This window comes from Marinobacter sp. LM1, assembly GCF_042763285.1.
In the GTDB taxonomy this organism is placed as follows: domain Bacteria; phylum Pseudomonadota; class Gammaproteobacteria; order Pseudomonadales; family Oleiphilaceae; genus Marinobacter; species Marinobacter nauticus.
The window spans coordinates 1819631-1843884 of the sequence record NZ_CP114373.1; the positions used below are offsets into that span (position 1 = coordinate 1819631).

The window sequence follows — 24254 nt, forward strand, 5'->3', positions numbered from 1 at the left end:
GTTCGCCGTGGATGGGGCAGCGACCTCAAGGGGCTCTTGTCTGATTATGGTGCTGACGCGGTTCGGGTCTATAACTGCCTGAATTGCCCCGCCTCGCCCATGGCAGCCTGGATGTCTTCCTCGAGATACGTCGGGTCGAACCTTGCAATTTCCTTGAGGCGATTCAGTTCCAGTAGCTGAACCCCGGAGTTCGGGGAGCTGACCAGGCCTTCGTCCTTCAGTTCCTGGAATACCCGGTTTACGTGGACAGCACTGAGGCCGAGCGCGTCGGCAATCAGTGACTGTGTGAGGGGAAGGTGTAGTGGCTGATTTGGCTGGGTAACGGTTCTGTCCACGCGGTAAACGGTTTCAACCAGAAAATGGGCCACTTTCTCCCGGGCGGAACGTCGGCCCATGTTAACCAGGCGTTCGATCAGAATGGCCTGATCCCGTGATCCGATCGTGAAAAAAATATTGCAAAGCAACAAGGATTCCGCGAAGACTTCTGTCAGGCGAGACCGCGGAAAGGCACACAGTACTCCGTCTGTGAGCATCCTCAATCCGGATACACGGCTCCGGAACGCATAGTCCCTCAGGCCGATCACATTACCGGGCACGTAGACGTCCAGCACCTGACGGGTGCCGTCTTCCAGGTCTCTGAAAGAGTAGGCCCAGCCCTGCTTCAGCGAGTAGAAATCTCCAGGGGTATCTCCCTGGCACCAGACATTGCTGTTCTTGCCGTACTCTTTTGGGTTCTTCTCGAGGGATGCCAGCAGGTCTGCCTCCGAACGGGAGATAGGGGCGTAGCTCTCGAAGTGTTTGATGATGCAGCCGCTTTCCATGTGATTATCTTTCCTTACCGCCAGCCAGTGAACAACCTATTGATAGCAAAGGAAGGGGGGACGGGCAAGGTAGGTCAGTGGAAGGGCCGAATGCGCGAGTCGCGGACCAGGCCTTTCAATGTGTTCGAAGAATGGTCCTGGTTTAACCTATGTTAACGACGGTTACAGAACACGTTGTTACGTTGGCGGCACACTTCGAGTGAATTTAAGGAAAAGATAATCAGATTCCCATTCAAAGATCAGAGCGCATCGGGTGCGCTGGTGCAGCGGTCATGCTCTGCCTCACTAATCACGATTGCCGGAGTAGCAGCGTTGATTGCCCTGGAGTGGACGCTGTTTTCGAACTTCGAAATACGATTTATTAATTATTGGCTCCCATATCATGCTCCCCTGACGAGTCTTCTGGCGCTGGCATTGATGTTTCTGGCTCTGAGGAGTTGGGTCAGGTTGATGCTTGGTGGGGAACGCATTTCGACCATTCTGGAAGAGAACCCGGCACCGCGTTCGCCGTCCAGACCGGAGCCCCTGGCGCGTCGACTGGGGTTTTCACTGCCTGTCCGAGTACTTGTGGTGGATGACGATGCGGGAGTACGGATGGTGATGTGCAAGAAGCTCTCCAACCTGGGCGTTCAGGTGACCGGAGTCTGTGATGGTGTGGAGGCACTCCTGGCCGTTGCGGATGATCGCTGGGACCTGGTCTTGATGGACGGCGAAATGCCTTTTATGGATGGAATCGAAGCCATCAGAGCCATTCGCCATCAGAATCTCCTCCCGGTATACACACCAATAGTGACCATCTCTGCGAACCGCGGCCAGGACTATCGTCAGGCCTGTGTCGATGCCGGAACAACGGCCTGTCGGGCCAAGCCCCGCGATACCCGGGATCTGGAAGCACTTATGGATGAGTTCTTGTGAAGCTTTTGGGTGGCAAGGGATTTGCGGGGATGCCAGTGAGTGGTGTATATCCGGTGAGGGCGGGTTTAAAGTTACGACTGACTGAAAAGGTCTGAGCAATCCGGTGGCGTATTTGCGGCGATCGTTCAGCCTGCTCTTTCACTCTGATTCACCGATAGGTGCTGGTTTTGTTGCTGAGAGAGAGTAGCGTGCACAAGTGGCTTGTGGTCGGCCTTATAGTGGCCATTCTCACCGTGGTGTTGGTGGATCAGTTGACTCGGAAGCCGGCCGTGCCAGCGCTTGCGCTCTCCGAGCAGCAACTGAAATGGGTTGGTCAGCAGATATTTCGTAATGAGTGTGCCGGGCGCTATGACTGCCTGGTGCACTGGAATCAGGGAGAGGCCTTTCCATCGCTGGGCATCGGGCATTTTATCTGGTACCCCGAGGGCGTGAACGAGCGTTTTGTGGAGAGTTTCCCTGATCTGATTCGCTTCATGAAAGCCCGCGCAGTGGCGATGCCTGACTGGTTGGCGGACGATCCGGTACCGGATGCCCCATGGCCGGACCAGAACGCGTTTATTGAAGCCGCAGGCAGTCAACGACTGGCGGAACTGCGTGCCTTTCTGGACCGAACCAAAGCCGTTCAGGTGGCCTTCATTTTCAAGCGAGCAGAGCAATCTCTGCACCGGGTTATAGAAGCCGTGCCGGATGATCAGCGGGACACGGTGACAGCACACATTACTGAACTTTCAAAGAGACCTGGCGGCGTCTATGCCCTGATGGATTATGTGAATTTCAAAGGTGAGGGTTTATCGTCACAAGAGGTCTACAGGGGGCAAGGGTGGGGGCTGCGTCAGGTGCTGCTGGAAATGGAACCCGGCAAGGCCGATACGGCCTTGGAGCGCTTTCGCGAAGCGGCCGGCCGGGTGCTTACCCGGCGGGCCGAGAACGCAGAGATGCCCATTGAGCGAGAGCGGTGGCTTCCAGGCTGGCTGAAACGCCTTGAAAGCTATCGGGAACCTACCGAAAGCGATGGGTTATAGCCTTACTTTTCAGTAACTTCTAGCGGTTTCCCTTTATAACCTATGTTGTAGTTGGGGCATGTTGCGATTGTTACGTTGAAACCTCATTTTCAGAGTAATGAGGTTTCATCACCATGTTACAACGAGCTGACTTTTACCGAAGCAGAGAGGAAAACGCAGGAAACATGTTTCCCCGGCACGAGCCGATCGTTCACAGCGCGGGGTCGCAGCGCGAGCAAGGGCCACTGGCCCAGCAACAGCTGGCACAATTTGAGCGGGATGGGTTCTTGTGGCTCGAGAACTTCTTTACCCCGGAGATGGTGGAGGGCTTCTTCGACGAGCTGCGAGACATGGCTCAGGACAAGGCCTTCTGTGAGCGGGATGAAGTGATCATGGATGCAAACCGCGAGAAAATCCGGTCGGTGTTTGCAATGCATGAGACTTCCGAGGCGTTTCACCGTTTGACCCGTGATCCTGAATTGCTGGGTATCGCGCAGCAACTGCTGGGCGGAGACGTCTACATCCACCAGTCCCGGATTAACAGCAAGGCGGGATTTTGCGGCAATGGTTTTGAATGGCACTCGGATTTTGAAACCTGGCACACGGAAGACGGGATGCCCGCCATGCGGGCCGTGAGCGCGTCGATCATGTTGACGGATAATAATGCTTTCAACGGCCCGTTGATGCTCATTCCCGGTTCGCACGAGTATTTTGTGCCCTGTGCCGGTGCCACGCCTGAGAACAACTGGACACAGTCACTGCAGAAGCCGACAGCAGGGGTGCCGTCCCGTGATGCTGTAGGTCAGCTGGCAAATCGGCATGGTATTGAGGCGCCCACCGGTCCGGCAGGGTCTCTGCTACTGTTTGAGTGCAATACCCTGCATGCCTCTAACCGGAACATGTCGCCCTGGCCTCGAGCCAATCTGTTTTTTGTTTACAACAGCGTGGACAACCGCCTTGTGGAGCCATTCTGCGGAAGTAAACGGCGTCCTGAGTATCTCGCGGCTCGTGCCAATACTCAGCCTCTCAAACCCTGGAGCTGATTGGCGGTCTGAGTGCCTGACCAGGCTCTACACAAAAAATGCCCCCATCGGCTATCCGATGGGGGCATCTCTGTTTCTACGGGAGGCGTTTTTACACGATGTCGACATGCTCCTGGCGCTGCCAGTAACGGCCGGTTTGGCACTGCTTAACCAGAGTGGCTGCCTGTTCCGTTGTGTCGAGTGTCAGACACCCGGCATCCACTTTTTCTTCCAGTCCTGCTGATTTCAGCAAGGCCTTGGCCGCCTTGTTATAGCCAATGAACTTGCAGTGCGCAAAGGCATCATTGACGAAATCGCGAGCTGGACCGTGGCTGGCCAGGGTGTCTGCCTCATTGTCCGTCATCAGCAAGGCCACTGCGTCGAACAGGACAGAGGGGCCTCCGTCGATCTTTTCGTCTGCAGCCAGCACAGACCCATCGCTGGTGGTGACTCCGTGGATGGTGGGGGCCACGACTTTGAGTTCGGCGCCTTCGTCGTCGAGGGCCTGTTTCAGCGCATCGATCAGCTTGGTATCTACGCCATCGCTGACGAGGACGCCGAGTCGGCGGCCTTTAAAGCTGTCGGGGCCATTTCGAATGATGCTGAGTTTGTCCGAGACGGGCAGATCGGTGCGCGGTTGCCTGGCTGCTTCCGCCGGCTCCGGCATTGGCGTAAGACCGAGGCCGGTCGCTACTTTTTCGGCCAGCGTTTTATCGACATTCAGCAGGTGGCCCACCACCCGTGCCCGGATATCCTCACGCTGGACTTTGCTCAGTTCAAAGACAAAAGCATCGGCAATATGGGTTTGCTCCGCACGGGTCTGGCTGATGTAAAACTGCCGTGCCTGGCTGTAATGGTCAGCGAAGGTTTCCGATCGTACCCGACCGGCGGGACTCTGCAGTGCACGGGGATGGCTGCGAAAGCCGGTATCGGGGTTTTCCCGTGGACCACCGTCATTGCCCCAACTGTTGGGCTCGTAGTTGGCGCGGGTGGTGGGGTTGCTTTCCGCCATATGCCCATCCTGCTGGAAGTGATGCATCGGGCATTTCGGGGCGTTGATAGGCAGGCGGTTGAAGTTTGGCCCGCCCAGGCGCTTGACCTGAGTGTCCAGATAGGAAAAATTACGCCCCTGCAACAAGGGGTCGTCGGTAAAATCAATGCCAGGAACAATATTCTGGGTGCAGAAGGCGACCTGTTCCGTCTCGGCAAAGAAGTTCTCGACTACACGGTTGAGCACCAGTTTGCCGACGGGTTGCACCGGAACCTGTTCTTCCGGGATAAGTTTGGTCGGATCCAGTACATCGAATTCAAACTGATCGGCAAAGGCTTCGTCAAACACCTGCACACCCAACTCCCATTCCGGGTAATCACCGCGTTGAATGGCCTCCCACAGATCCCGGCGATGAAAGTCCGGGTCGGCGCCATTGATCTTGACCGCCTCGTTCCAGACCACCGACTGGAGTCCCTGCAGCGGTTTCCAGTGAAACTTTACGAATCGCGTCTCGCCGCCGCTCGTTACCATCCGGAAGGTGTGCACGCCAAAGCCCTCCATAAAGCGGAAGGACCGCGGGATGCCCCGGTCCGACATGGTCCACATGAGCATATGGGTGCTCTCGGGCATCAGGCTGACAAAATCCCAGAAATTGTCATGGGCGGATTGTGCCTGAGGGAACCCCCGGTCTGGTTCCTGTTTTCCAGCATGGACCAGGTCCGGGAATTTCATTGCATCCTGAATAAAGAATACGGGAATGTTATTGCCGACCAGGTCCCAATTGCCTTCACGGGTGTAGAGCTTTACCGCAAAGCCCCGGACATCTCTGGCCAGATCAAAGGAGCCTTTGTTTCCCAGTACAGTGGAAAAGCGCACGAACGCGGGAGTTTGTTCCCCGGGTCGTTGGAACAGGTCGGCGCAGGTGAGTTCGGCCTGGCATTTGTAGTTTTCGAAATAGCCGTGCACGCCAAAGCCTCTGGCATGCACCACACGTTCGGGAATCCGCTCGTGGTCAAAATGAAACAGTTTCTCCCGAAGCACCTGGTCTTCCAGCAGGGTAGGGCCGCGGGCCCCGGCTTTCAGAGAGTTCTGGTTATCTGATATAGGAACGCCCTGGGGCGTGGTCAGGGTGTCGCTGGGGCTCTGCGCTGTTTGGTGCGTTTCACCGCCGGCCGTCATCGGGTAGGGGCGCTCGGTTCTGTTCTCAGGCATAACTTGGCTCCTATGCTTTGCAGGCGTGAGCCTCTCATTTAAGCAGAGTCTCAGCGGCCTGCATTTAACATGTGTTAATGCCCGAGGGCTGGATAAACGACACGATATGCGACTAGGGTTGGAGCAGGGTATTTACGTTCCCTTCGTTTTTTCTGCGCAAGATTATTAGAGGAGGTAGAGCCGCATGACTGGTGCATTAAGCGGGAAAACGGTGGCCCTGCTTGCAACGGACGGCGTGGAGCAGGTAGAGCTGACAACGCCTTGGGATAAACTCAGGCAGGCCGGGGCTAAGGTGGAACTGGTTTCACTCGAATCCGGCTCGATACGAGGGTATCACCATCTGGACAAGGGGGATTCGTTCTCAGTCGATAAGACGGTGAATGAGGTGACAGCTGAGCAATTCGATGCGCTGGTGTTACCTGGTGGCCTGGCCAATCCCGATGCTTTACGTTTAAACACCGAAGCCGTTGACTTGGTGAAACACTGTGTACAGGCCGATATGCCGGTTGCGGCGATATGTCATGCCCCCTGGTTGCTGGTTGAGGCCGGGGTGGTCAAGGGGCGAACGATGACGTCGTTTCCAAGCCTCAGGACGGATATCCAAAACGGAGGTGGCCACTGGGTTGACCAAGCGGTCCATCAGGAGGCAGGCATCATTACCAGCCGCAAGCCGGATGACCTGGAGCAATTCTGTGACGCGCTGATCGCCGCCCTTGGATGAGCGGGTGCGTGAGAAGCGAGGAGGTGACCTATGCCTTACGATCGTAAATCCGATTTGCCAGACGGAGTTCGAAACAATCTGCCGGCCCACGCCCAGGAAATATATCGCAAAGCGTTCAATTCGGCTTGGGAGGAGTACCGCAACCCTGAGGACCGTCGTGGCGACGCCGATCGTGAAGAAACCGCCCATCGCGTCGCGTGGGCGGCGGTAAAACAGGAATACCACAAAGCCGACGGCGAGTGGGTGAAAGACCGTTCCTGACTACCGGCTGGGGGGCACCCTGCCATTCAGTCTCTAGAAATCGGCGAGTGGTTGGTGCCTCAGGGCAACGGGCTGGCCCGCGCTGGCCTCAAGCCACCAGACATTTTCGTGCCAGTCTCCCAGTACAACCCTGCGGGCGGGCTTGCCATTGGCTTCCAGCTCATGAATGGCGGGGCGATGGGTGTGGCCGTGAATCATCAGTTGAACGTTATGGGCTTCCAGTTCTTTCACCACTTCCTCGGGGGTCACATCCATGATGGTCTCAGCCTTGCCCTGATTCTTCGCCATGGAGATTTCCCGCAGTTGCCGTGCCATCAGCTGACGATCTTTGAGTGGGCGGGAGAGAAGCATCTTCACCGTTTGCGGGTTACGCATGTTGGCCCGGAACTTCTGATATTCCACATCGGCCGTGCAGAGGCTGTCACCGTGCATCAGTAGGGCGGGTGTGCCATACAGATCTACTACCGTCGGATCATCCAGCAGGGTGGCGCCGGCGCGCGCGCAGAAATCTTCGCCAATGAGGAAGTCCCGGTTGCCGTGCATCAGGTAAATATCGGTGCCTGTGTCCCGCACCTCCCGCAAGGCCGCCGCTACCTGTTCCTGCAGCGGGGTTCGCTCGTCATCTCCAATCCAGGCTTCAAAAAAGTCGCCAAGAATGTATAGACGCTCAACGCCCAGAGCCTTGTCTCTGAGGAAGGTCAGAAACGCACCCGTAATATCCGGGCGCGATTCTTCCAGGTGCAGATCCGAGATAAACAGCGTGGTCACGCGTCCTCCAGAACCTCGGCTTTTTCAATCACTACGTCCTCAAACGGGACGTCCTGATGGCCGGCGCGCATGGTGGTGCGAACGGCGCGGATCTTGTTGACGGTATCCATGCCCTCGGCCACCTTGCCGAATACGCAGTAGCCCCAGCCCTCGGCGTTCTTGGCGGTGTGGTCCAGAAAACCGTTGTTCTCAACGTTGATGAAGAACTGGGCGGTGGCGGAGTGGGGGTCCATGGTGCGGGCCATGGCAATGGTGCCGACCATGTTGCTCAGGCCGTTGTCAGCCTCGTTCTGGATAGGTTCGCGGGTTTTGCGCGGCGTCATGCCAGGCTCAAAGCCGCCGCCCTGAATCATGAAGTTGCTGATAACGCGGTGAAAAATCAGGCCATCGTAGAAGCCGTCGCGAACGTACTGTTCGAAGTTTTTGGCGGTTTCCGGGGCTTTTTCGTAGTCCAGTTCCAGTTTGATATCACCGAAGTTTGTCTGCAGCAGAATCATCAGGGTTTCCTGTATTTTGGGATCGGAATGTTGAAAGTGGCTATTGTACTCAAGAGTTTCGTCCGGTGCATGAGTCCGGCATGGATTTGTGAGTATAATAGGCGGTTTAAACGGAGCATCCGGACAGCTCCCATGATTCATTCCCTGTTAACAGAGATTGTATGAGCGCCGAGTCGAAGAAAGCCCACAACTTTATCCAGAGCCTTATTGAAGACGCCATTGCCAAAGGGGAGCACACCGGCAAGGTGGTCACCCGTTTTCCCCCGGAGCCCAATGGCTATCTGCACATTGGTCATGCCAAATCGATCTGTTTGAACTTTGGCATTGCCGAAACCTTTAACGGTGAGTGCAACCTGCGCTTTGACGACACCAACCCGGAAAAGGAAAACCAGGAGTATATCGACGCTATCAAGCAGGACGTGGAGTGGCTGGGCTATGAGTGGGCCGGCGAGGTGTGTTACGCGTCGGATTACTTTGATCAGCTCTATGCCTTTGCCGAAGAGCTTGTTCAGAACGATAAGGCCTATGTGTGTGCCCTGAATGCTGAGCAGATGGCCGAGTACCGCGGTTCCCTGAAAGAGCCCGGCAAGAACAGCCCATATCGGGATCGCCCGGTAGAGGAAAGCCTGCAGCTGTTCCGGGACATGCGCGACGGCAAGTTCCAGAACGGTGAGCTGGTGTTGCGGGCCAAGATTGATATGGCATCCCCGAATATCAACCTGCGGGACCCGATTCTGTACCGGATTCGCTACGCGGATCATCACCAGACCGGCAGCAAGTGGTGCATCTATCCGATGTATGACTTTACCCATCCGATCTCCGATGCTCTGGAAGGGATTACCCATTCCCTGTGTACCCTGGAATTCGAGGATCACCGGCCGCTGTACGACTGGGTGCTGGACAATATCACCATCCCCTGCCATCCGCGTCAGATCGAATTTGCCCGGCTGAATCTGAACTACACCATTACCAGCAAGCGCAAACTGAAGCGGCTGGTGGATGAAAACGTGGTGGACGGCTGGAACGATCCCCGGATGCCGACGATTTCCGGCATGCGCCGTCGTGGTTACACACCGGAGTCCATCCGCAACTTCTGCGACATGATCGGCGTGAACAAGGCCGGTGGCACCGTGGATGTCGGTATGCTGGAGCACGCTATCCGGGAAGATCTGAATAACCGTGCGCCCCGCGCCATGTGCGTGATGCGTCCGCTCAAGGTCACCCTGACCAACTATCCGGCTGACCAGACGGAAACCCTCACTCTGCCAGTGCATCCGCAGAATCCGGATATGGGCGAGCGGGAAGTGACCTGGAGTCAGACCCTGTTTATTGACCGGGAAGATTTCGAGGTGGAGCCGCCGCGTAAGTGGAAGCGGCTGGCCCCGGAACAGGCGGTGCGGCTGCGCGGTGGTTACGTGATGACCTGCAAAGAAGTTGTGCGTGATGACAGCGGCGAGATTGTCGAGCTCAAGTGCGAGTACGACCCGAATACCCTGGGCGTGAACCCGGAGGGCTACAAACCCAACGGCGTGATTCACTGGGTGTCGGCCAGCGACAGCGTGGAAACGGATATCAATCTTTACGACCGCCTGTTCAACCACGAATCTCCGGACAGCGACAAGGAAGGCGATTTTCTGGATCATCTGAACCCCGAATCTCTGGTCGTTCTCAAAGGTGCCCGCGTTGAGAAAAGTCTGGCTCAGCCCCGTACCGATCTGCCGTACCAGTTCGAGCGCGAGGGATACTTTTTCTGCGACCAGGAACTGACTGAAAAGTCTGGCAAGCCGGTGTTCAATCGTACCGTAACGCTGCGGGATTCCTGGGGTAAGGGAGGCAAGTAATGCGTATCTACAATACGCTGACACAGCAAAAGGAAGCGTTCAAAACCTTGGAGCCTGGCAAGGTTCGTATGTACGTGTGCGGCATGACTGTCTACGACTATTGCCATCTGGGGCATGCCCGGGTGCTGGTGGCGTTTGACGTGGTGACTCGGTATCTGCGGCATCGCGGATACGACGTACACTACGTGCGCAACATTACCGATATCGACGACAAGATCCTGCGCCGGGCTGATGAAAACGGTGAGGTGTATACCGACCTGACCGACCGGATGATCCGGGCCATGCACGAGGATGAGGCGAAGCTCGGCGTGCTGTCACCCAATGAGGAGCCCCGGGCGACTGCCTTTATCGACGATATCATTGCCATGATCCAGAAGCTGATCGCTGGCGGCCACGCCTATGCCGCCGATAATGGCGACGTGTACTTTGCGGTGGAGTCTTTCCCGGATTACGGCAAGCTGAGCAAGAAAAAGCTGGAAGATCTGGTTGCCGGTGCTCGAGTGGATGTCCAGGAGGCCAAGCGCAGCCCCGCAGACTTTGCGCTCTGGAAGGCCGCCAAGCCGGGCGAGGTGAGCTGGCAGTCGCCGTGGGGCGAAGGTCGCCCCGGGTGGCATATTGAGTGCTCCGCCATGTCTACCAAGTGCCTGGGTGACACCTTTGATATTCACGGTGGCGGGCCGGATCTGCTGTTCCCGCACCATGAAAACGAAATCGCCCAGTCGGAATGTGCCACCGGCCACACCTTTGTGCACACCTGGATGCACGCCGGCGCCATTCGAGTGAATAAGGAAAAGATGTCCAAGTCGCTGGGGAACTTTTTTACCATTCGCGAGATTCTGGAAAAGTACCCGGCGGAAGTGGTGCGCTATTTCCTGGTGTCCAGCCACTACCGGAGTCAGGTGGACTATTCCGAGGATAACCTGGCGGAGGCCGGGCGCACCTTGACCAAGCTCTATCATGCCCTGCGGGGTATCGTGCCGGCGAAAGAAGCAGATGTAGCGGAAACCGATCACGACCGCCGTTTTGCCGAGGTCATGGATGATGATTTCAATACTGCTGGCGCCATTGCCGTGCTGCATGCAGTGGCGAACGACATCAATCATTACCGCCGGGAAGGTGATGAAGAGGCCGCCAAGCGCAGCGCGGCCGTTCTGGTGCGGCTGGGTGCTGTGCTCGGCCTGCTGCAGCAAGACCCGGAAGCCTTCTTCCAGGCGGATACCGGCAGTGAGCTGACCGCCGAGGACATTGAGGCCATGATTCAGGCCCGTGCCGATGCCCGCAAAGCCAAAGACTTTGCGGAGGCTGATCGCATTCGCGATGATCTGCTGGAGAAGGGCATTATCCTGGATGACAGCCGAGAAGGAACCACCTGGCGCCGGAGCCAGGACTGAGTTGATTCGCGCAATGTCGCATTGTACCGGTGGGAATGACCTTGTAGGGAATTTCACGTACAATGCGGCGCTCTAATCAGAACGTCCCCGCGCTTTCAGGCGCCATCAGGGGAGTCGGGAACTACAAACCCATTGAGGCAAGCAACGATGACAGAACGCGTTCAAGTTGGCGGCATCCAGATCGCCAAGAATCTGTACGATTTTGTAAATAACGAAGCGATTCCGGGCACCGGTATTGACGCTGACAAGTTCTGGGCCGAGTTCGACAAGATCGTGAACGAGCTCGCTCCGCGCAATCGCGAGCTGCTGCTCAAGCGTGACGAAATCCAGGAAAAAATGGATACCTGGAACCGCGAGCACAAGGGCCAGAAACTGGACATGGCCGAGTATAAGGCGTTCCTGAAAGACATCGGCTATCTGGTAGATGAGCCGGCGGATTTCAAAATCTCCACCTCCAATGTGGATCCGGAAATCGCCACCATGGCTGGCCCGCAGCTGGTAGTGCCGGTCATGAATGCCCGTTTCGCCCTGAACGCGGCTAACGCCCGCTGGGGTAGCCTGTACGATGCCCTGTACGGTACTGACGCTATTTCTGAGGAAGATGGTGCTGAGAAAGGTCGTGGCTACAATCCGGTTCGTGGCGCGAAGGTGATTGAGTGGGCCCGCAACCTGCTGGATGGCTCTGCGCCTCTGGCTTCCGGCAGCCATAAAGACGCCGCAAAATACTACATCGATGGCGGCAAGCTGGCGGTTAAACTTCAGAATGGTGACGTGACCGGCCTGAAAGACGAGGCCGGTTTTGTGGGTTACACCGGCGCTGCCGATGCTCCCACCGGCGTTCTGCTGGTGAAAAACGGCATGCATTTCGAAATCCAGATCGATGCCAGCCATCCGATCGGCAAGGATGACGGTGCCCACGTTAAAGACGTTCTGATGGAATCGGCCCTGACCACCATCATGGACTGCGAAGACTCCGTTGCCGCGGTAGATGCTGATGACAAGGTTGTCGCCTACAAGAACTGGCTTGGTCTGATGAAGGGCGATCTGGAAGAGTCCTTCGAGAAGGGCGGCCAGATGATGACTCGTCGCATGAATGGCGATCGCACCTACACTGGCGCCGATGGCAGCGAGCTGACCCTCAAGGGCCGCAGCCTGCTGTTCGTTCGTAACGTTGGTCACCTGATGACTAACCCGGCCATTCTGCTGAAGGATGGTAGCGAAATCCCCGAGGGTCTGATGGACGGCCTGGTAACGTCCCTGATCGCCATCCACGACCTGAAGGGCGACGGCAAATTCCAGAACAGCACCAAGGGTTCTGTGTACATTGTTAAGCCCAAGCAGCACGGCCCGGAAGAAGTGGCGTTCACCAATGAATTCTTCGGTCGTGTTGAAGACGCTCTTGGTCTGCCGCGCTTCACCCTGAAAGTGGGCATCATGGACGAAGAGCGTCGCACCACGGTGAACCTGAAGGCCTGCATCCACGCGGCCAAAGAGCGCACCGTGTTTATCAATACCGGCTTCCTGGATCGCACCGGTGATGAGATTCATACATCCATGGAGTTGGGTCCCTTCATCCGTAAGGGGCCGATGAAGCAGGCCGCCTGGATCAACGCCTACGAGCAGTGGAACGTGGACATCGGCCTGGAAGCCGGTCTGTCTGGCGTTGCCCAGATTGGTAAGGGTATGTGGGCCATGCCGGATCTGATGGCAGGCATGCTGGAGGCCAAGATCGGTCATCCGAAGGCTGGTGCCAACACCGCCTGGGTTCCGTCTCCGACAGCCGCTACCTTGCATGCCACTCACTACCACCAGGTGAACGTGTTTGATGTGCAGAAAGAGCTGGCCAACCGTCAGCGCGCGTCTCTGGACGACATCCTGACTGTGCCGGTGATGGAGGATCCGTCGTCCTTGAGCGCCGAGGACATTCAGCAGGAACTGGACAACAACGCCCAGGGTATCCTTGGCTACGTTGTACGCTGGATCGACCAGGGTGTGGGCTGCTCCAAGGTGCCTGACATCAACGATGTGGGCCTGATGGAAGACCGTGCGACACTGCGTATTTCTTCGCAGCTGCTGACCAACTGGTTGTACCACGGCATCTGCTCTGAAGAGCAGATCATGGAAACCATGAAGCGCATGGCTGCGGTTGTTGATAAGCAGAACGCTGGTGATGCGGCATACCGCAACATGGCTCCGAACTTTGATGACAGCATCGCCTTCCAGGCCGCTGTGGATCTGGTTCTGAAGGGTCGCGAACAGCCGGCCGGTTACACTGAGCCGCTGCTGCACGCTTACCGTCAGAAGGCCAAGGCCAAATACGGGCAGTAAAACGCCCGTCCATAAAAAACCCCGCTTCGGCGGGGTTTTTTATTGGGGTTGCCCCCGCTGACGAAGAGTTCGTGGGATGGCGCGTCAGGTGTCGGCGTGCAGCACGTCGGCGGCGTAAAGGGTGTTTTCCAGCAGGGTGGCAATGGTCATGGGGCCGACGCCGCCCGGTACCGGGGTGATGTAAGCCGCACGCTCTGCTGCAGCGTCAAAATCGACATCGCCACAGAGTTTGCCATCATCCATCCGGTTGATGCCCACATCAATGACGGTGGCGCCGCGTTTGACCCACTCGCCCTTGATGATGCCCGGTTTGCCCACTGCGGCCACCAGGATGTCTGCTTCCCCAACAAATTTCTCGAGATTGTCGGTAAATCGATGGCATACCGTTGTCGTGGCTCCCTTTAGCAGCAGTTCCATGCTCATGGGGCGACCGACAATGTTGGAGGCCCCGACAATAACTGCGTGCTGGCCTTTGTAGGGGGTGCCAATGGAGTCCAGCAGGGTGATGACGCCTGCCGGTGTGCAGGGCCGCAGGGTAGGCTTGCGCTGCATCAGGCGGCCGATGTTGTAGGGATGAAAGCCGTCTACGTCCTTGTCGGGCCGTATCTTTACCAGAATCGGATCAGCATCCAGGTGCGAGGGCAGGGGAAGTTGAACCAGTATGCCGTCAACGGCGGGGTTCTCGTTCAGCTCGTCAACCAGCGCTTCCAGTGCCGCCTGGGAGGTATCTTCCGGCAAATCATAGGACAGCGACAGGATGCCTGCCTGCTCGCAGGCCTTGCGTTTGTTGCCAACGTATACCTGGGATGCCGGATCGTGACCGACCAGTACCACGGCCAGCCCGGGCGCTCTCAGGCCCTTCTGTTTTCTGGCTTCGACACCGGCGGCCACCTGTTGCCGGACCTGTGCAGCAATTTCTTTTCCGTTAATCAGTTTGGCGCTCATGTTTCCGTCTTGTCGGTTTGGGCGTAAAAGTGAAGGCCGGGCATTGTCTCATGCTTCAGGGTTAACGCCAATGTAGAGGGGTGGTCGGGAACTCCAGCGGTTACAGGTGGTCACTTATAGGACTGTCTCGGCAAGGAATTTTCAATTCCGTGTTGACGGACGCGATCGGCGCCGGTAATATGCGCGCCAACTTTGCTGAGGCACTTGTTGTTCAGTTAACGGGGTATAGCGCAGTCTGGTAGCGCGCCTGCTTTGGGAGCAGGATGTCGGGAGTTCGAATCTCTCTACCCCGACCACTTTCTGGATATTCAGGTGGGCGAACGGTCAAGCGCCCGTAGCTCAGCTGGATAGAGCATCCGCCTTCTAAGCGGATGGTCGCAGGTTCGAGTCCTGCCGGGCGCGCCATCTCGTTAATCGCAGATTGGTACCGGACTCGCCGAACCAGCAAAGTTGAAGTAAGCAGTAGTGTGCCGGCAGGCACCTCCCTGATGTGGTGGACGTAGCTCAGTTGGTAGAGCTCAGGATTGTGACTCCTGCGGTCGAGGGTTCGAACCCCTTCGTCCACCCCACTTTTCCCCTTGTTTGTTTCCGAGCACCCTGATTCCCTGTTATGGTTCAGAGTTGCGCCGGATATGCGAGAGTGGCGGAATTGGTAGACGCACTGGATTTAGGTTCCAGCGGGTAATACCGTGAGAGTTCGAGTCTCTCCTCTCGCACCACCCTTTCTTTTTTCTGATTTGTCCCCATTGTGTTTTCGTACCGCGTTGTTAGGCGCGTCTCAAACCCATATTCAGGGTGGCCGGGTGATTCTCTCGGCGGGGCAAACCGTGATAAACTACCGGCTTTTAATTTTGCGTCCCTTTGGGGTGAGCTGCTCCTGCCGGGATTTTGGTTTAATTTTCATTCACCTACAGAATCTGTAATTTGAGGAACTTCCATGCAAGTGTCTGTTGAAACGACCTCCAACATCGAGCGTCGCATGACGATTGGTGTGCCCGCCCAGGAAATCGACCAGGCGGTTCAGAAACGCCTGCAGGAAACTGCTCGCACCGTGCGCCTGAACGGTTTCCGCCCTGGCAAGGTTCCCATGAGCGTGGTCAAGCGTCGTTTTGGTGACAGCATCCGCCAGGAAGTGGTTGGCGAGGCTATGCGCGACAACTACATCAAGGCGCTGCAGGAGCAGGATATCAATCCGGCGGGCTGGCCCAAGTTGGAGCCGAAGACCATGGAAGAAGGCAAGGACCTCGAGTTCGTTGCGACTTTTGAGGTTCTGCCGGAAATTGAGCTGGGCGATCTGAGCAAGATCAACGTTGAGAAGCCGGTGTCTGAAGTTGCCGACAAGGATATCGACAACATGATCGATAATCTGCGTCGCCAGCAGGCCACCATGAAAGAAGTCAAGCGCAAGTCCAAGAACAAGGACATCGTGACTATCGACTTCAAGGGCTCCATCGATGGTGAAGAATTCGAAGGTGGCTCCGCTGAAGGTCATCGTCTGACCCTGGGTTCAGGTCAGATGATCCCTGGTTTTGAAAAGGGCATTGTGGGTGGTAAAGCCGGCGAAGAGCTGGAAATCGATGTCACTTTCCCTGAGGACTACCATAACGAAGACCTGGCGGGTAAAGATGCCAAGTTCGCGATCACTATCCACAAGGTAGAAGAGCCGCAGCTGCCGGAGCTGGATCAGGAATTCTTCAAGCGTTTCGGCATCGAAGCTGAAGACGAAGCCGCTTTCCGCGAGGAAGTGAAGAAGAACATGGAGCGCGAGCTCAAGCAGGCAGTATCCAACAAGGTCAAGAACGACGTTGTAGATGGTCTGCTGGAGACCACCGAGCTGGAAGTACCTGCGGCTCTCGTTGACCAGGAAATTGATCGCCTGCGTCAGGACGCCGTTCAGCGCTTTGGCGGGCAGGTGGATTTCCAGCAATTGCCGAAGGAAATCTTCGAAGAGCAGGCGAAGCGTCGCGTGAAGACCGGTCTGCTGTTCCAGGAAGTGGTCAAGAAAAATGACCTGAAGGCTGACGAAGCGAAAGTGGAAGAAAAGATCCAGGAGATCGCTTCTACGTATGAACAGCCGGACGAGGTTGTTGCACACTTCAACAGCAACCCGGATCAGAAGGCTCAGGTTGAGTCTTCTGTACTGGAAGATGCCGTGGTTGATTTTGTGCTTGGCGCGGCCAAGGTAAAAGAGAAGAAGATGAAGTACGAGGAAGCGGTGCAGGCCGGTCAGCCCCAGCGCTGATGGCCGCCGGGCTCTGGCCCGGTGCCGTGTTCTGGAAGCAGCCGGCGTGTCCGGCTGTTTTCATCTGGGCGATCTGCTGGCAGAGTATATGGGGTACCGGAATACAACGGGCTCCCGTTGAAGCAGGAGTCCAAACCATTGTCCATAAGGAGTTCAGGCGCACATGACGCAGAAACCGTTTGATGGCCCTACAATGATAACCAGCTCAGGCCTGGTGCCGATTGTTATTGAACAGACGGCACGCGGCGAACGTTCGTTCGACATTTATTCCCGTCTGCTCAAGGAGCGGGTGATCTTTCTGGTTGGCCCGGTTGAAGATCACATGGCAAACCTCGTGGTTGCCCAGTTGCTGTTCCTGGAATCCGAAAATCCGGACAAGGATATCCATCTTTATATCAACAGTCCGGGTGGCTCCGTTTCCGCCGGCATGTCCATTTACGACACCATGCAGTTCGTGAAGCCGGACGTAGCAACACTTTGCATCGGTCAGGCAGCCAGCATGGGTGCTTTCCTGTTGTCGGGTGGCGCGAAGGGCAAGCGTGCCTGCCTGCCGCACTCCCGTGTAATGATTCATCAGCCGCTGGGCGGCTATCAGGGGCAGGCGACGGACATCGAGATCCATACCCGTGAGATCCTGAAAATCCGCAACACGCTCAACGAGCTGCTTGCGGAGCACACTGGTCAGGACATCGAGACCATCGCCCGGGATACCGACCGTGATAATTTCATGGATCCTGCCCAGGCCAAAGAGTACGGGTTGATCGATACAATACTTGATAAGCGCGTATCGAATAAATAATACTGAAAGTCATCGCATCACTACCGGCCGGCGTACACACTGACGACGCCGGCCAACGAAGAACAGAGGTATTTCAATGGCAGATGAAAGAAACGGCAGAGGCGACGATAACGGCAAGTTGCTCTACTGCTCGTTTTGTGGAAAGAGCCAGCATGAAGTCCGTAAGCTCATTGCAGGGCCCTCGGTGTTCATCTGCGACGAGTGCGTTGATCTGTGCAATGACATTATCCGGGAAGAGATTCAGGAGAACGCCCCGGAGGAGGCCAGCGATCGCCTGCCCACGCCGGCAGAGATTCGAGAGACTCTTAATGAATATGTTATTGGCCAGGATCGCGCCAAGGTCGTTCTGTCTGTAGCGGTGTATAACCACTACAAGCGTCTTCGCTACGGCGAGGGCAAGAGTGATGTCGAGCTGGGCAAAAGCAACATTCTGCTGATCGGTCCCACCGGTAGCGGTAAGACCCTGTTGGCGGAAACCCTTGCGCGCATGCTGAATGTACCGTTTACCATCGCGGATGCGACCACGCTGACCGAAGCAGGCTATGTGGGTGAAGATGTTGAAAACATCATCCAGAAACTGCTGCAGAAGTGCGACTACGATGTCGAAAAGGCCCAGCGCGGTATTGTCTACATCGACGAGATCGACAAGATTTCCCGCAAGTCCGATAACCCGTCCATCACCCGGGATGTATCGGGTGAGGGTGTACAGCAGGCTTTGCTGAAGCTGATCGAGGGTACTGTCGCTTCGGTTCCTCCTCAGGGTGGGCGTAAACATCCCCAGCAGGAATTCCTGCAGGTGGATACCGGTAATATCCTGTTTATCTGTGGCGGTGCCTTCGCCGGCCTCGACAAGGTCATCCAGGAACGGTCTGAGCGCAGTTCCATTGGCTTCTCGGCTACAGTCAAGAGCCAGGACGACAGCAAGAGCACTGGCGATATCATTCGCGAAGTCGAGACCGAGGATCTGGTGAAGTTTGGCCTGATTCCGGAATTCGTCGGCCGTCTGCCTGTGGTAGCCACGTTGACCGAGCTGGATGAAGAAGCACTGGTGCAGATTCTGACCGAGCCCAAAAACGCCCTGACCAAGCAGTATCAGAAGCTGTTTGATATGGAAGGGGTGGAGCTGGACTTCCGGGAAGACGCCCTGCGCGCAGTGGCCAGAAAAGCCATGGAGCGCAAGACGGGTGCCCGTGGTCTGCGGTCGATAATGGAAGCGACGCTGCTGGATACCATGTATCAGATTCCCTCTGAGCATGATGTCTCCAAGGTGGTGATCGACGAGAGTGTGATCAAGGGGGATTCAGAGCCCTTCAAGATCTACGCCAGCAGCGATCACGCCAAGGCGGTGCCCGAAGACTGAACGGGCACAGGGCGTAGAATACCGGGTGATATAAAAGGGGCGTTCAACGCCCCTTTTTCATCTCAGGCCCTTATCGTTTGCTCCCTGATATTTCCCATCGTAAAAAGATTGCAATTTTTGTCAGCGCCCCAATGTTGGGTGATATGCTGAAAGAAATACTGTCAGAGGATTCCCCATGACCCGTATACCTGATGAAACTGTGCACGAATACCCGCTGCTTCCTTTGCGTGATGTGGTGGTGTTCCCGCACATGGTGGTTCCGCTGTTTGTGGGCCGCGAAAAATCCATTCAGGCGCTGGAAGCGGCAATGGAGGGCAGCAAGGAAATCCTGCTGGTAGCCCAGAAAGATGCCTCCACCGACGAGCCGGGCCCGAAGGATGTATTTGCCATGGGCACCCTGGCGACGGTGCTGCAGATGCTTCGGCTGCCGGATGGCACCGTCAAGGTTCTGGTCGAGGGTAATTCCCGAGCCAGCATTTCTGACATCGAGGAAGGCGATTACCTGTCCGGCCAGGCCATTCTGATGGATGAGGAATCCTTGCCGGAGCGCGAGGAAGACGTCCTAACCAAGACCCTGATGGACGAATTCGAGAAGTACGTGAAGCTGTCCAAAAAGGTGCCATCTGAGGTTTCCAATGCTTTGACCGGTATCCACGAACTTGAGCGTCTGGTCGATACCATGGCCGCGCATCTGGAGATGCGGATTCCCGAGAAACAGGAGTTGCTGGAAGCTCTGGACGTTCGTAAGCGGGTTGATCTTCTGCTGGGCAAGCTGGACGGTGAGATTGATCTGATCGAAGTGGAGAAGCGCATCCGTGGCCGTGTGAAAAAGCAGATGGAGCGCAGCCAGCGCGAGTATTACCTGAACGAGCAGATGAAAGCGATCCAGAAGGAAATGGGCCAGCTCGGTGAGGGTAATAACGATTTCGAGGAACTCGAGCAGAAGCTTGAGGAAGCCGGTCTGCCGGAAGAGGCCCGGAAGAAAACCGAAGCAGAGCTGAACAAGCTCAAGATGATGTCTCCGATGTCCGCGGAAGCTACCGTGGTGCGCGGCTACATTGACTGGATGCTGGCGGTCCCCTGGAAGAAGCGCAGTCGGGTTCGTCACGACCTTGAAAAGGCCCGTGAAATCCTGGACCGGGATCACTACGGCCTGGACGAGGTGAAGAAGCGTATTCTGGAGTATCTGGCGGTTCAGAGTCGGGTCAAGAAGGTAAAAGGCCCTGTGCTTTGCCTGGTAGGGCCTCCCGGGGTTGGCAAGACCTCCCTTGGCCAGTCCATCGCCAAGGCTACCAATCGCAAATACACCCGCATGGCGCTGGGTGGTGTGCGTGACGAAGCCGAGATACGAGGCCACCGCAAGACTTACATCGGCGCGCTGCCGGGCAAGTTGTTGCAGAAGCTTTCCAAGGTGGGTGTGAAGAACCCGCTGTTCCTGTTCGACGAAATCGACAAGATGGGCATGGACCATCGTGGCGATCCGGCCTCGGCTCTGCTCGAGGTGCTGGACCCGGAGCAGAACCATACGTTCAATGATCACTACCTGGAAGTCGATTACGACCTCTCTGATGTGATGTTCGTATGTACCTCCAACTCCATGGATATTCCACCGGCACTGCTGGACCGCATGGAGATCATCCGGATTCCCGGATACACCGAGGATGAAAAGGTTAATATTGCCTTGCGTTACCTTCTGCCCAAGCAGCTCAAGGCCAATGGTCTGCGCAAGGACGAACTGAAACTGCCGGAAGAGACCATCAGGGATCTGATCCGCTACTACACCCGGGAAGCCGGTGTACGGGGCCTTGAGCGCGAAATCGCCAAGATCTGCCGTAAGGTGGTGCGCGAGCACGTAGAGAGCAGCAGCAAGGCCTCGGTGACCCTGACGCCGGATCTTCTGGAGGATTACTCAGGCGTCAAAAAGTTCAAATACGGACTGGCAGAGGAAACCAACCAGATCGGACAGGTGACCGGTCTGGCATGGACCCAGGTCGGCGGCGAACTGTTGACCATAGAGTGTGCTTTGACGCCAGGTAAGGGTCGTGTCGTTAAAACCGGCTCGCTGGGTGACGTTATGCAGGAATCCATTCAGACGGCACTTACGGTGGTCCGGAGCAGGGCGGCCGGCCTGGGTGTGGCGGATGATTTCCACGAAAAACACGATCTTCACGTGCATGTACCTGAGGGAGCAACCCCGAAAGATGGCCCGAGTGCCGGTATTGGTATGTGTACAGCACTGGTTTCTGCACTGACCCGAATTCCCGTTCGGGCGGATGTAGCGATGACCGGTGAAATCACCTTGCGAGGTCGCGTTCTGGCGATCGGCGGCTTGAAGGAAAAGCTGCTGGCAGCCCATCGCGGCGGCATCAAAACTGTCATCATCCCGGATGAAAATGTCAGGGATCTCAAGGAGATACCGGACAACATCAAGGAATCGCTGGAGATCCGCCCGGTCAAGTGGATTGATGAGGTTCTGGATATTGCGCTGGCCTACCAGCCGGATCCCCGGTCTGAAAATGCTGACAAGGAAACCGGCAAATCGGCCACTTCTGATGATTCCGGCGACGCTGCAGAGCGCATAAATACACATTAAACACCGGATGAGTTGTTGACACGCCTGAGAGCCCGTTGGTATAACTGTTTCGCCGTGAAGCAGCCAATACCAAGGGCTCCCGCGCAGTAAGTGCCTATTCCGAACACCGGTTTAATGCCGCAAGGAATAAAAAAACTGAAGAATGGAATTCTCCCATCGCTTATGCGATAGTCGAGAACGTCCGCGAAAAAACAAACCGACCTATAACATCTTCAACCTGAAATCGAAGGGGTTTAGTGTGAACAAGTCCGAACTGATCGATGCAATTGCAGAGTCCGCAGACATCTCCAAAGCCGCAGCTGGCCGTGCGCTGGATGCCATGACCAACTCTATCACCGGTGCACTGAAGAAAGGCGACCAGGTTACCCTGATCGGCTTTGGCACCTTCTCTGTGAAAGAGCGTGCTGCCCGTACTGGTCGCAACCCGCAGACTGGTGCAGAAATCAAGATTCCGGCCTCTAAAGTGCCTGGATTCAAGGCAGGCAAGGCCCTGAAAGACGCCGTTAAGTAACGGTTCTTTCTCTGGCAGTTCCCGGTTTCGGGAACTGCCATCAGAATTCAAGGCGCATTCCGGTAAGGGTGCGCCTTTTTGCGTGTTAACGGTGGCTCTCTCAGCTTTCGCCTCACCACTACCAACAGCAGAACCTTGAACAGGGATTCGAGAACAACATGCTTCAAGATATTCGGGATAACGCCCAGAGTACGATCGCCAAGGTTATCGTTGGCCTATTGATTATTTCCCTCTCGATCTGGGGAATGGATGCCATCATCGGCGGCTTCACTGGCGAGCCAGAAGTGGCAACGGTTAACGGCCAGGACATCACCGAGCGGGAGTTTCTGCGCACCGTACAGATGGAAAGCCAGCAGCGCCTGATGCAGATGGAGAATCCGGATCAATCCCTGTTGGACGAAGATCAGATTCGCCGCGACGTGCTGGATGCGCTGATCCGGGAGGCCGTGCTCACTCAGGACGCTCAGAGCCAGGGGCTGGAGCTGACCGACGCCGACATCGATTCCCTGATTACCCAGATGCCCCAGTTCCAGGTGGATGGCCAGTTCAATCGTGATCGGTTTGTAGCCACAGTGCGCAATCTGGGCATGGGCGTTGCCGAGTTCCGCGAAAGCATGCGCAAGAACTATGTGGTAAACCAGATTCGCGCGGCGATCGTCCAGACTGGTGTCGTGGCACCTGAGAATGCAGCCCATTTGCTGGCCATTCAGAATCAGACCCGTGACTTCCGCGTGCTGACCCTTGATGGCAGTAGTGTTCAGGACAAGGTGGATGTGACCGAGGCGGACGTGCAGGCGTACTACGACGAGAACCGTGACCAGTTTCGTCAGCCAGAGCAGGTGGATGCTGCCTACATTACCCTGTCCCAGGGAGCGTTGGCGGAGTCCATTGAAGTTTCCGAAGATGAAGTGCGGGCCTATTACGAGGAGCGTGCTGAAGAATACGCACGGGAAGAGCGCCGTGCCGCTCACATTCTTGTAGAGGCCGGTGATGAAGGGCAGGAGACTCTCGCAACCATCCAGCAGCGTCTTGAAGACGGTGAGTCGTTTGCCGTCCTGGCCGAGGAATACTCAGTCGATACCGTCTCTGCGCAGGAAGGTGGTGATCTCGGTTTTGCTGGCCGTGGTGTCTATGATGAAGCCTTTGAAGACGCTCTGTTCGGGCTGGAAGAAGGCGAAGTTTCTGGCCCGGTTGAGACCAGCTTTGGTCTTCATCTGATCAAGCTGGAAGAGGTGCGCCGCTCCGATGTGCCTGCCTTTGACGAGTTGCGTGAAGATCTGCGACTCGAATTGGCCAGAACCAAGGCCAGTGAGCGTTTTGCGGAAGTTCGCTCGCAACTGGCTGATGCGGCCTACGCTGCCGACGATCTTGCCGGCCCGGCCGAAGAGCTGGGTCTGGAAATTCGGGTGGTCGAAGGTGTCAGCAGGGACGGAGGTGCAGCACCCTTTGATCATGCGGGTCTGGTACGTCAACTGTTCTCTGAAGATGTACTTGAGGGTGGCTACAATACCGAGCTGATCGACGTGGGTGATAACGTTTCGGTCGTTGCCCGGGTGCGCGAGTATCACGAACCGCGCCAATTGGAGTTGGCCGATGTGGAGCCGGAGATTCGTCGGATTCTGGAGAGAACCGAAACCCGGGATGCGCTGGCAGCCCGTGTTGATGAGCTCGTGGCTCAGCTTGAATCCGGTACCAGTGCTGACGAACTTGGTGCCGGTGAATGGCAGCAGTTTGAAAATCAGGGCCGGAGTGTGTCTGGCCTGAGCCCGCGCGTGGTGCAGGAAGTGTTTTCTATGGCCCGCCCGGATGGTGACTCGCCAACCGTTGGCCGCGCCGTTACGGCCGATCAGGCTGCTGTCATTGTGCTGACCGGTGTCAACGAAGGTGAGGTTGATCAGGAAGGTGCGGAATACCAACAGCTGATGCGTTTCCTGGCGCAGCTGGAGGGGCAGCGTGAATATACCGCCTACCAGCAGTACCTTCGCAATACAGCTGAGGTTGAGCGGAACTGATTTGCTGTAGACCTCGAAAAAAA

19 protein-coding genes and 4 tRNA genes are annotated in these 24254 nt (G+C 56.4%); 18 read left to right on the top strand and 5 right to left on the bottom strand.

Features of this window, described 5'->3' with window-relative positions:
• Positions 1 to 68: 68 nt before the first annotated feature.
• Positions 69 to 821: a helix-turn-helix domain-containing protein gene (locus tag OZ656_RS08505; RefSeq protein ID WP_183578979.1), complete on the bottom strand. Its 753-nt coding sequence runs from the start codon at positions 819 to 821 to the stop codon at positions 69 to 71.
• A 450-nt stretch (positions 822 to 1271) separates the two neighbouring features.
• Here OZ656_RS08505 and OZ656_RS08510 point away from each other — a divergent pair, with 450 nt between their 5' ends.
• The 3 genes from OZ656_RS08510 to thpD all read left to right on the top strand — a co-directional run bounded on the left by OZ656_RS08510 (position 1272) and on the right by thpD (position 3780).
• On the top strand, positions 1272 to 1736 hold the full coding sequence (locus tag OZ656_RS08510; RefSeq protein ID WP_379945159.1) for a response regulator: 465 nt from the start codon (positions 1272 to 1274) through the stop codon (positions 1734 to 1736).
• Positions 1737 to 1924: 188 nt separating this feature from the next.
• Positions 1925 to 2758 (top strand): hypothetical protein, encoded by an 834-nt coding sequence (locus tag OZ656_RS08515; protein ID WP_379945160.1) that lies wholly within the window; start codon positions 1925 to 1927, stop codon positions 2756 to 2758.
• Positions 2759 to 2922: 164 nt separating this feature from the next.
• The gene (gene thpD, locus OZ656_RS08520) at positions 2923 to 3780 is read left to right on the top strand and encodes an ectoine hydroxylase (RefSeq protein ID WP_379945161.1); all 858 of its coding nucleotides are present in this window, start codon (positions 2923 to 2925) and stop codon (positions 3778 to 3780) included.
• 91 nt (positions 3781 to 3871) lie between these two features.
• Here the strand turns inward: thpD and OZ656_RS08525 are convergent, their stop codons facing one another.
• Positions 3872 to 5962, bottom strand: coding sequence for a catalase (locus OZ656_RS08525; protein ID WP_379945162.1), 2091 nt, complete (start codon positions 5960 to 5962; stop codon positions 3872 to 3874).
• Positions 5963 to 6146: 184 nt separating this feature from the next.
• Between OZ656_RS08525 and OZ656_RS08530 the strand changes: the two genes are divergently transcribed.
• Both OZ656_RS08530 and OZ656_RS08535 read left to right on the top strand, forming a co-directional pair.
• Positions 6147 to 6683 (top strand): type 1 glutamine amidotransferase domain-containing protein, encoded by a 537-nt coding sequence (locus OZ656_RS08530; RefSeq protein WP_379945163.1) that lies wholly within the window; start codon positions 6147 to 6149, stop codon positions 6681 to 6683.
• Positions 6684 to 6713: 30 nt separating this feature from the next.
• Positions 6714 to 6944: a ChaB family protein gene (locus tag OZ656_RS08535; protein ID WP_379945164.1), complete on the top strand. Its 231-nt coding sequence runs from the start codon at positions 6714 to 6716 to the stop codon at positions 6942 to 6944.
• A 33-nt stretch (positions 6945 to 6977) separates the two neighbouring features.
• On the opposite strand, the gene lpxH is transcribed toward OZ656_RS08535, so the two are convergent.
• Both lpxH and OZ656_RS08545 read right to left on the bottom strand, forming a co-directional pair.
• Positions 6978 to 7712 (bottom strand): UDP-2,3-diacylglucosamine diphosphatase, encoded by a 735-nt coding sequence (lpxH, locus tag OZ656_RS08540; protein WP_379945165.1) that lies wholly within the window; start codon positions 7710 to 7712, stop codon positions 6978 to 6980.
• Positions 7709 to 8209: a peptidylprolyl isomerase gene (locus tag OZ656_RS08545; protein WP_011785324.1), complete on the bottom strand. Its 501-nt coding sequence runs from the start codon at positions 8207 to 8209 to the stop codon at positions 7709 to 7711. The genes lpxH and OZ656_RS08545 overlap by 4 nt, the downstream gene beginning before the upstream one ends.
• A gap of 161 nt (positions 8210 to 8370) precedes the next feature.
• On the opposite strand from OZ656_RS08545, the gene OZ656_RS08550 reads away from it, so the two are divergent.
• The 3 genes from OZ656_RS08550 to OZ656_RS08560 all read left to right on the top strand — a co-directional run bounded on the left by OZ656_RS08550 (position 8371) and on the right by OZ656_RS08560 (position 13769).
• Positions 8371 to 10050, top strand: coding sequence for a glutamine--tRNA ligase/YqeY domain fusion protein (locus OZ656_RS08550; protein ID WP_379945166.1), 1680 nt, complete (start codon positions 8371 to 8373; stop codon positions 10048 to 10050).
• Positions 10050 to 11441: a cysteine--tRNA ligase gene (gene cysS, locus OZ656_RS08555; RefSeq protein WP_379945167.1), complete on the top strand. Its 1392-nt coding sequence runs from the start codon at positions 10050 to 10052 to the stop codon at positions 11439 to 11441. The genes OZ656_RS08550 and cysS overlap by 1 nt, the downstream gene beginning before the upstream one ends.
• Positions 11442 to 11588: 147 nt before the next feature.
• Positions 11589 to 13769 carry a malate synthase G gene (locus tag OZ656_RS08560; RefSeq protein WP_286714296.1) on the top strand — a complete coding sequence of 727 codons (2181 nt, stop codon included), beginning with the start codon at positions 11589 to 11591 and terminating at the stop codon, positions 13767 to 13769.
• An 84-nt stretch (positions 13770 to 13853) separates the two neighbouring features.
• Here OZ656_RS08560 and folD read toward each other — a convergent pair whose 3' ends face one another.
• The gene (gene folD / locus OZ656_RS08565) at positions 13854 to 14714 is read right to left on the bottom strand and encodes a bifunctional methylenetetrahydrofolate dehydrogenase/methenyltetrahydrofolate cyclohydrolase FolD (RefSeq protein ID WP_121206792.1); all 861 of its coding nucleotides are present in this window, start codon (positions 14712 to 14714) and stop codon (positions 13854 to 13856) included.
• Positions 14715 to 14933: 219 nt separating this feature from the next.
• Between folD and OZ656_RS08570 the strand changes: the two genes are divergently transcribed.
• The 10 genes from OZ656_RS08570 to OZ656_RS08615 all read left to right on the top strand — a co-directional run bounded on the left by OZ656_RS08570 (position 14934) and on the right by OZ656_RS08615 (position 24231).
• Positions 14934 to 15010: transfer RNA gene (locus tag OZ656_RS08570), tRNA-Pro, on the top strand.
• Positions 15011 to 15042: 32 nt separating this feature from the next.
• A tRNA-Arg gene (locus OZ656_RS08575) sits at positions 15043 to 15119 on the top strand.
• Positions 15120 to 15207: 88 nt separating this feature from the next.
• Positions 15208 to 15283 (top strand) — tRNA-His (locus OZ656_RS08580).
• A gap of 65 nt (positions 15284 to 15348) precedes the next feature.
• A tRNA-Leu gene (locus OZ656_RS08585) sits at positions 15349 to 15433 on the top strand.
• A 218-nt stretch (positions 15434 to 15651) separates the two neighbouring features.
• Positions 15652 to 16956 carry a trigger factor gene (gene tig, locus OZ656_RS08590; protein WP_113879023.1) on the top strand — a complete coding sequence of 435 codons (1305 nt, stop codon included), beginning with the start codon at positions 15652 to 15654 and terminating at the stop codon, positions 16954 to 16956.
• A gap of 163 nt (positions 16957 to 17119) precedes the next feature.
• Complete coding sequence (clpP, locus tag OZ656_RS08595; protein WP_011785318.1) at positions 17120 to 17755, top strand: ATP-dependent Clp endopeptidase proteolytic subunit ClpP; 636 nt, start codon at positions 17120 to 17122, stop codon at positions 17753 to 17755.
• A 76-nt stretch (positions 17756 to 17831) separates the two neighbouring features.
• Entirely contained in the window at positions 17832 to 19115 is a 1284-nt protein-coding gene (clpX, locus tag OZ656_RS08600) for an ATP-dependent Clp protease ATP-binding subunit ClpX (protein ID WP_011785317.1), read from the top strand.
• Between the two features lie 175 nt (positions 19116 to 19290).
• The gene (gene lon / locus OZ656_RS08605; RefSeq protein WP_153741742.1) at positions 19291 to 21708 is read left to right on the top strand and encodes an endopeptidase La; all 2418 of its coding nucleotides are present in this window, start codon (positions 19291 to 19293) and stop codon (positions 21706 to 21708) included.
• 238 nt (positions 21709 to 21946) lie between these two features.
• Complete coding sequence (locus tag OZ656_RS08610; protein WP_008174603.1) at positions 21947 to 22219, top strand: HU family DNA-binding protein; 273 nt, start codon at positions 21947 to 21949, stop codon at positions 22217 to 22219.
• A 158-nt stretch (positions 22220 to 22377) separates the two neighbouring features.
• On the top strand, positions 22378 to 24231 hold the full coding sequence (locus tag OZ656_RS08615; protein ID WP_379945168.1) for a SurA N-terminal domain-containing protein: 1854 nt from the start codon (positions 22378 to 22380) through the stop codon (positions 24229 to 24231).
• Positions 24232 to 24254: the final 23 nt, after the last annotated feature.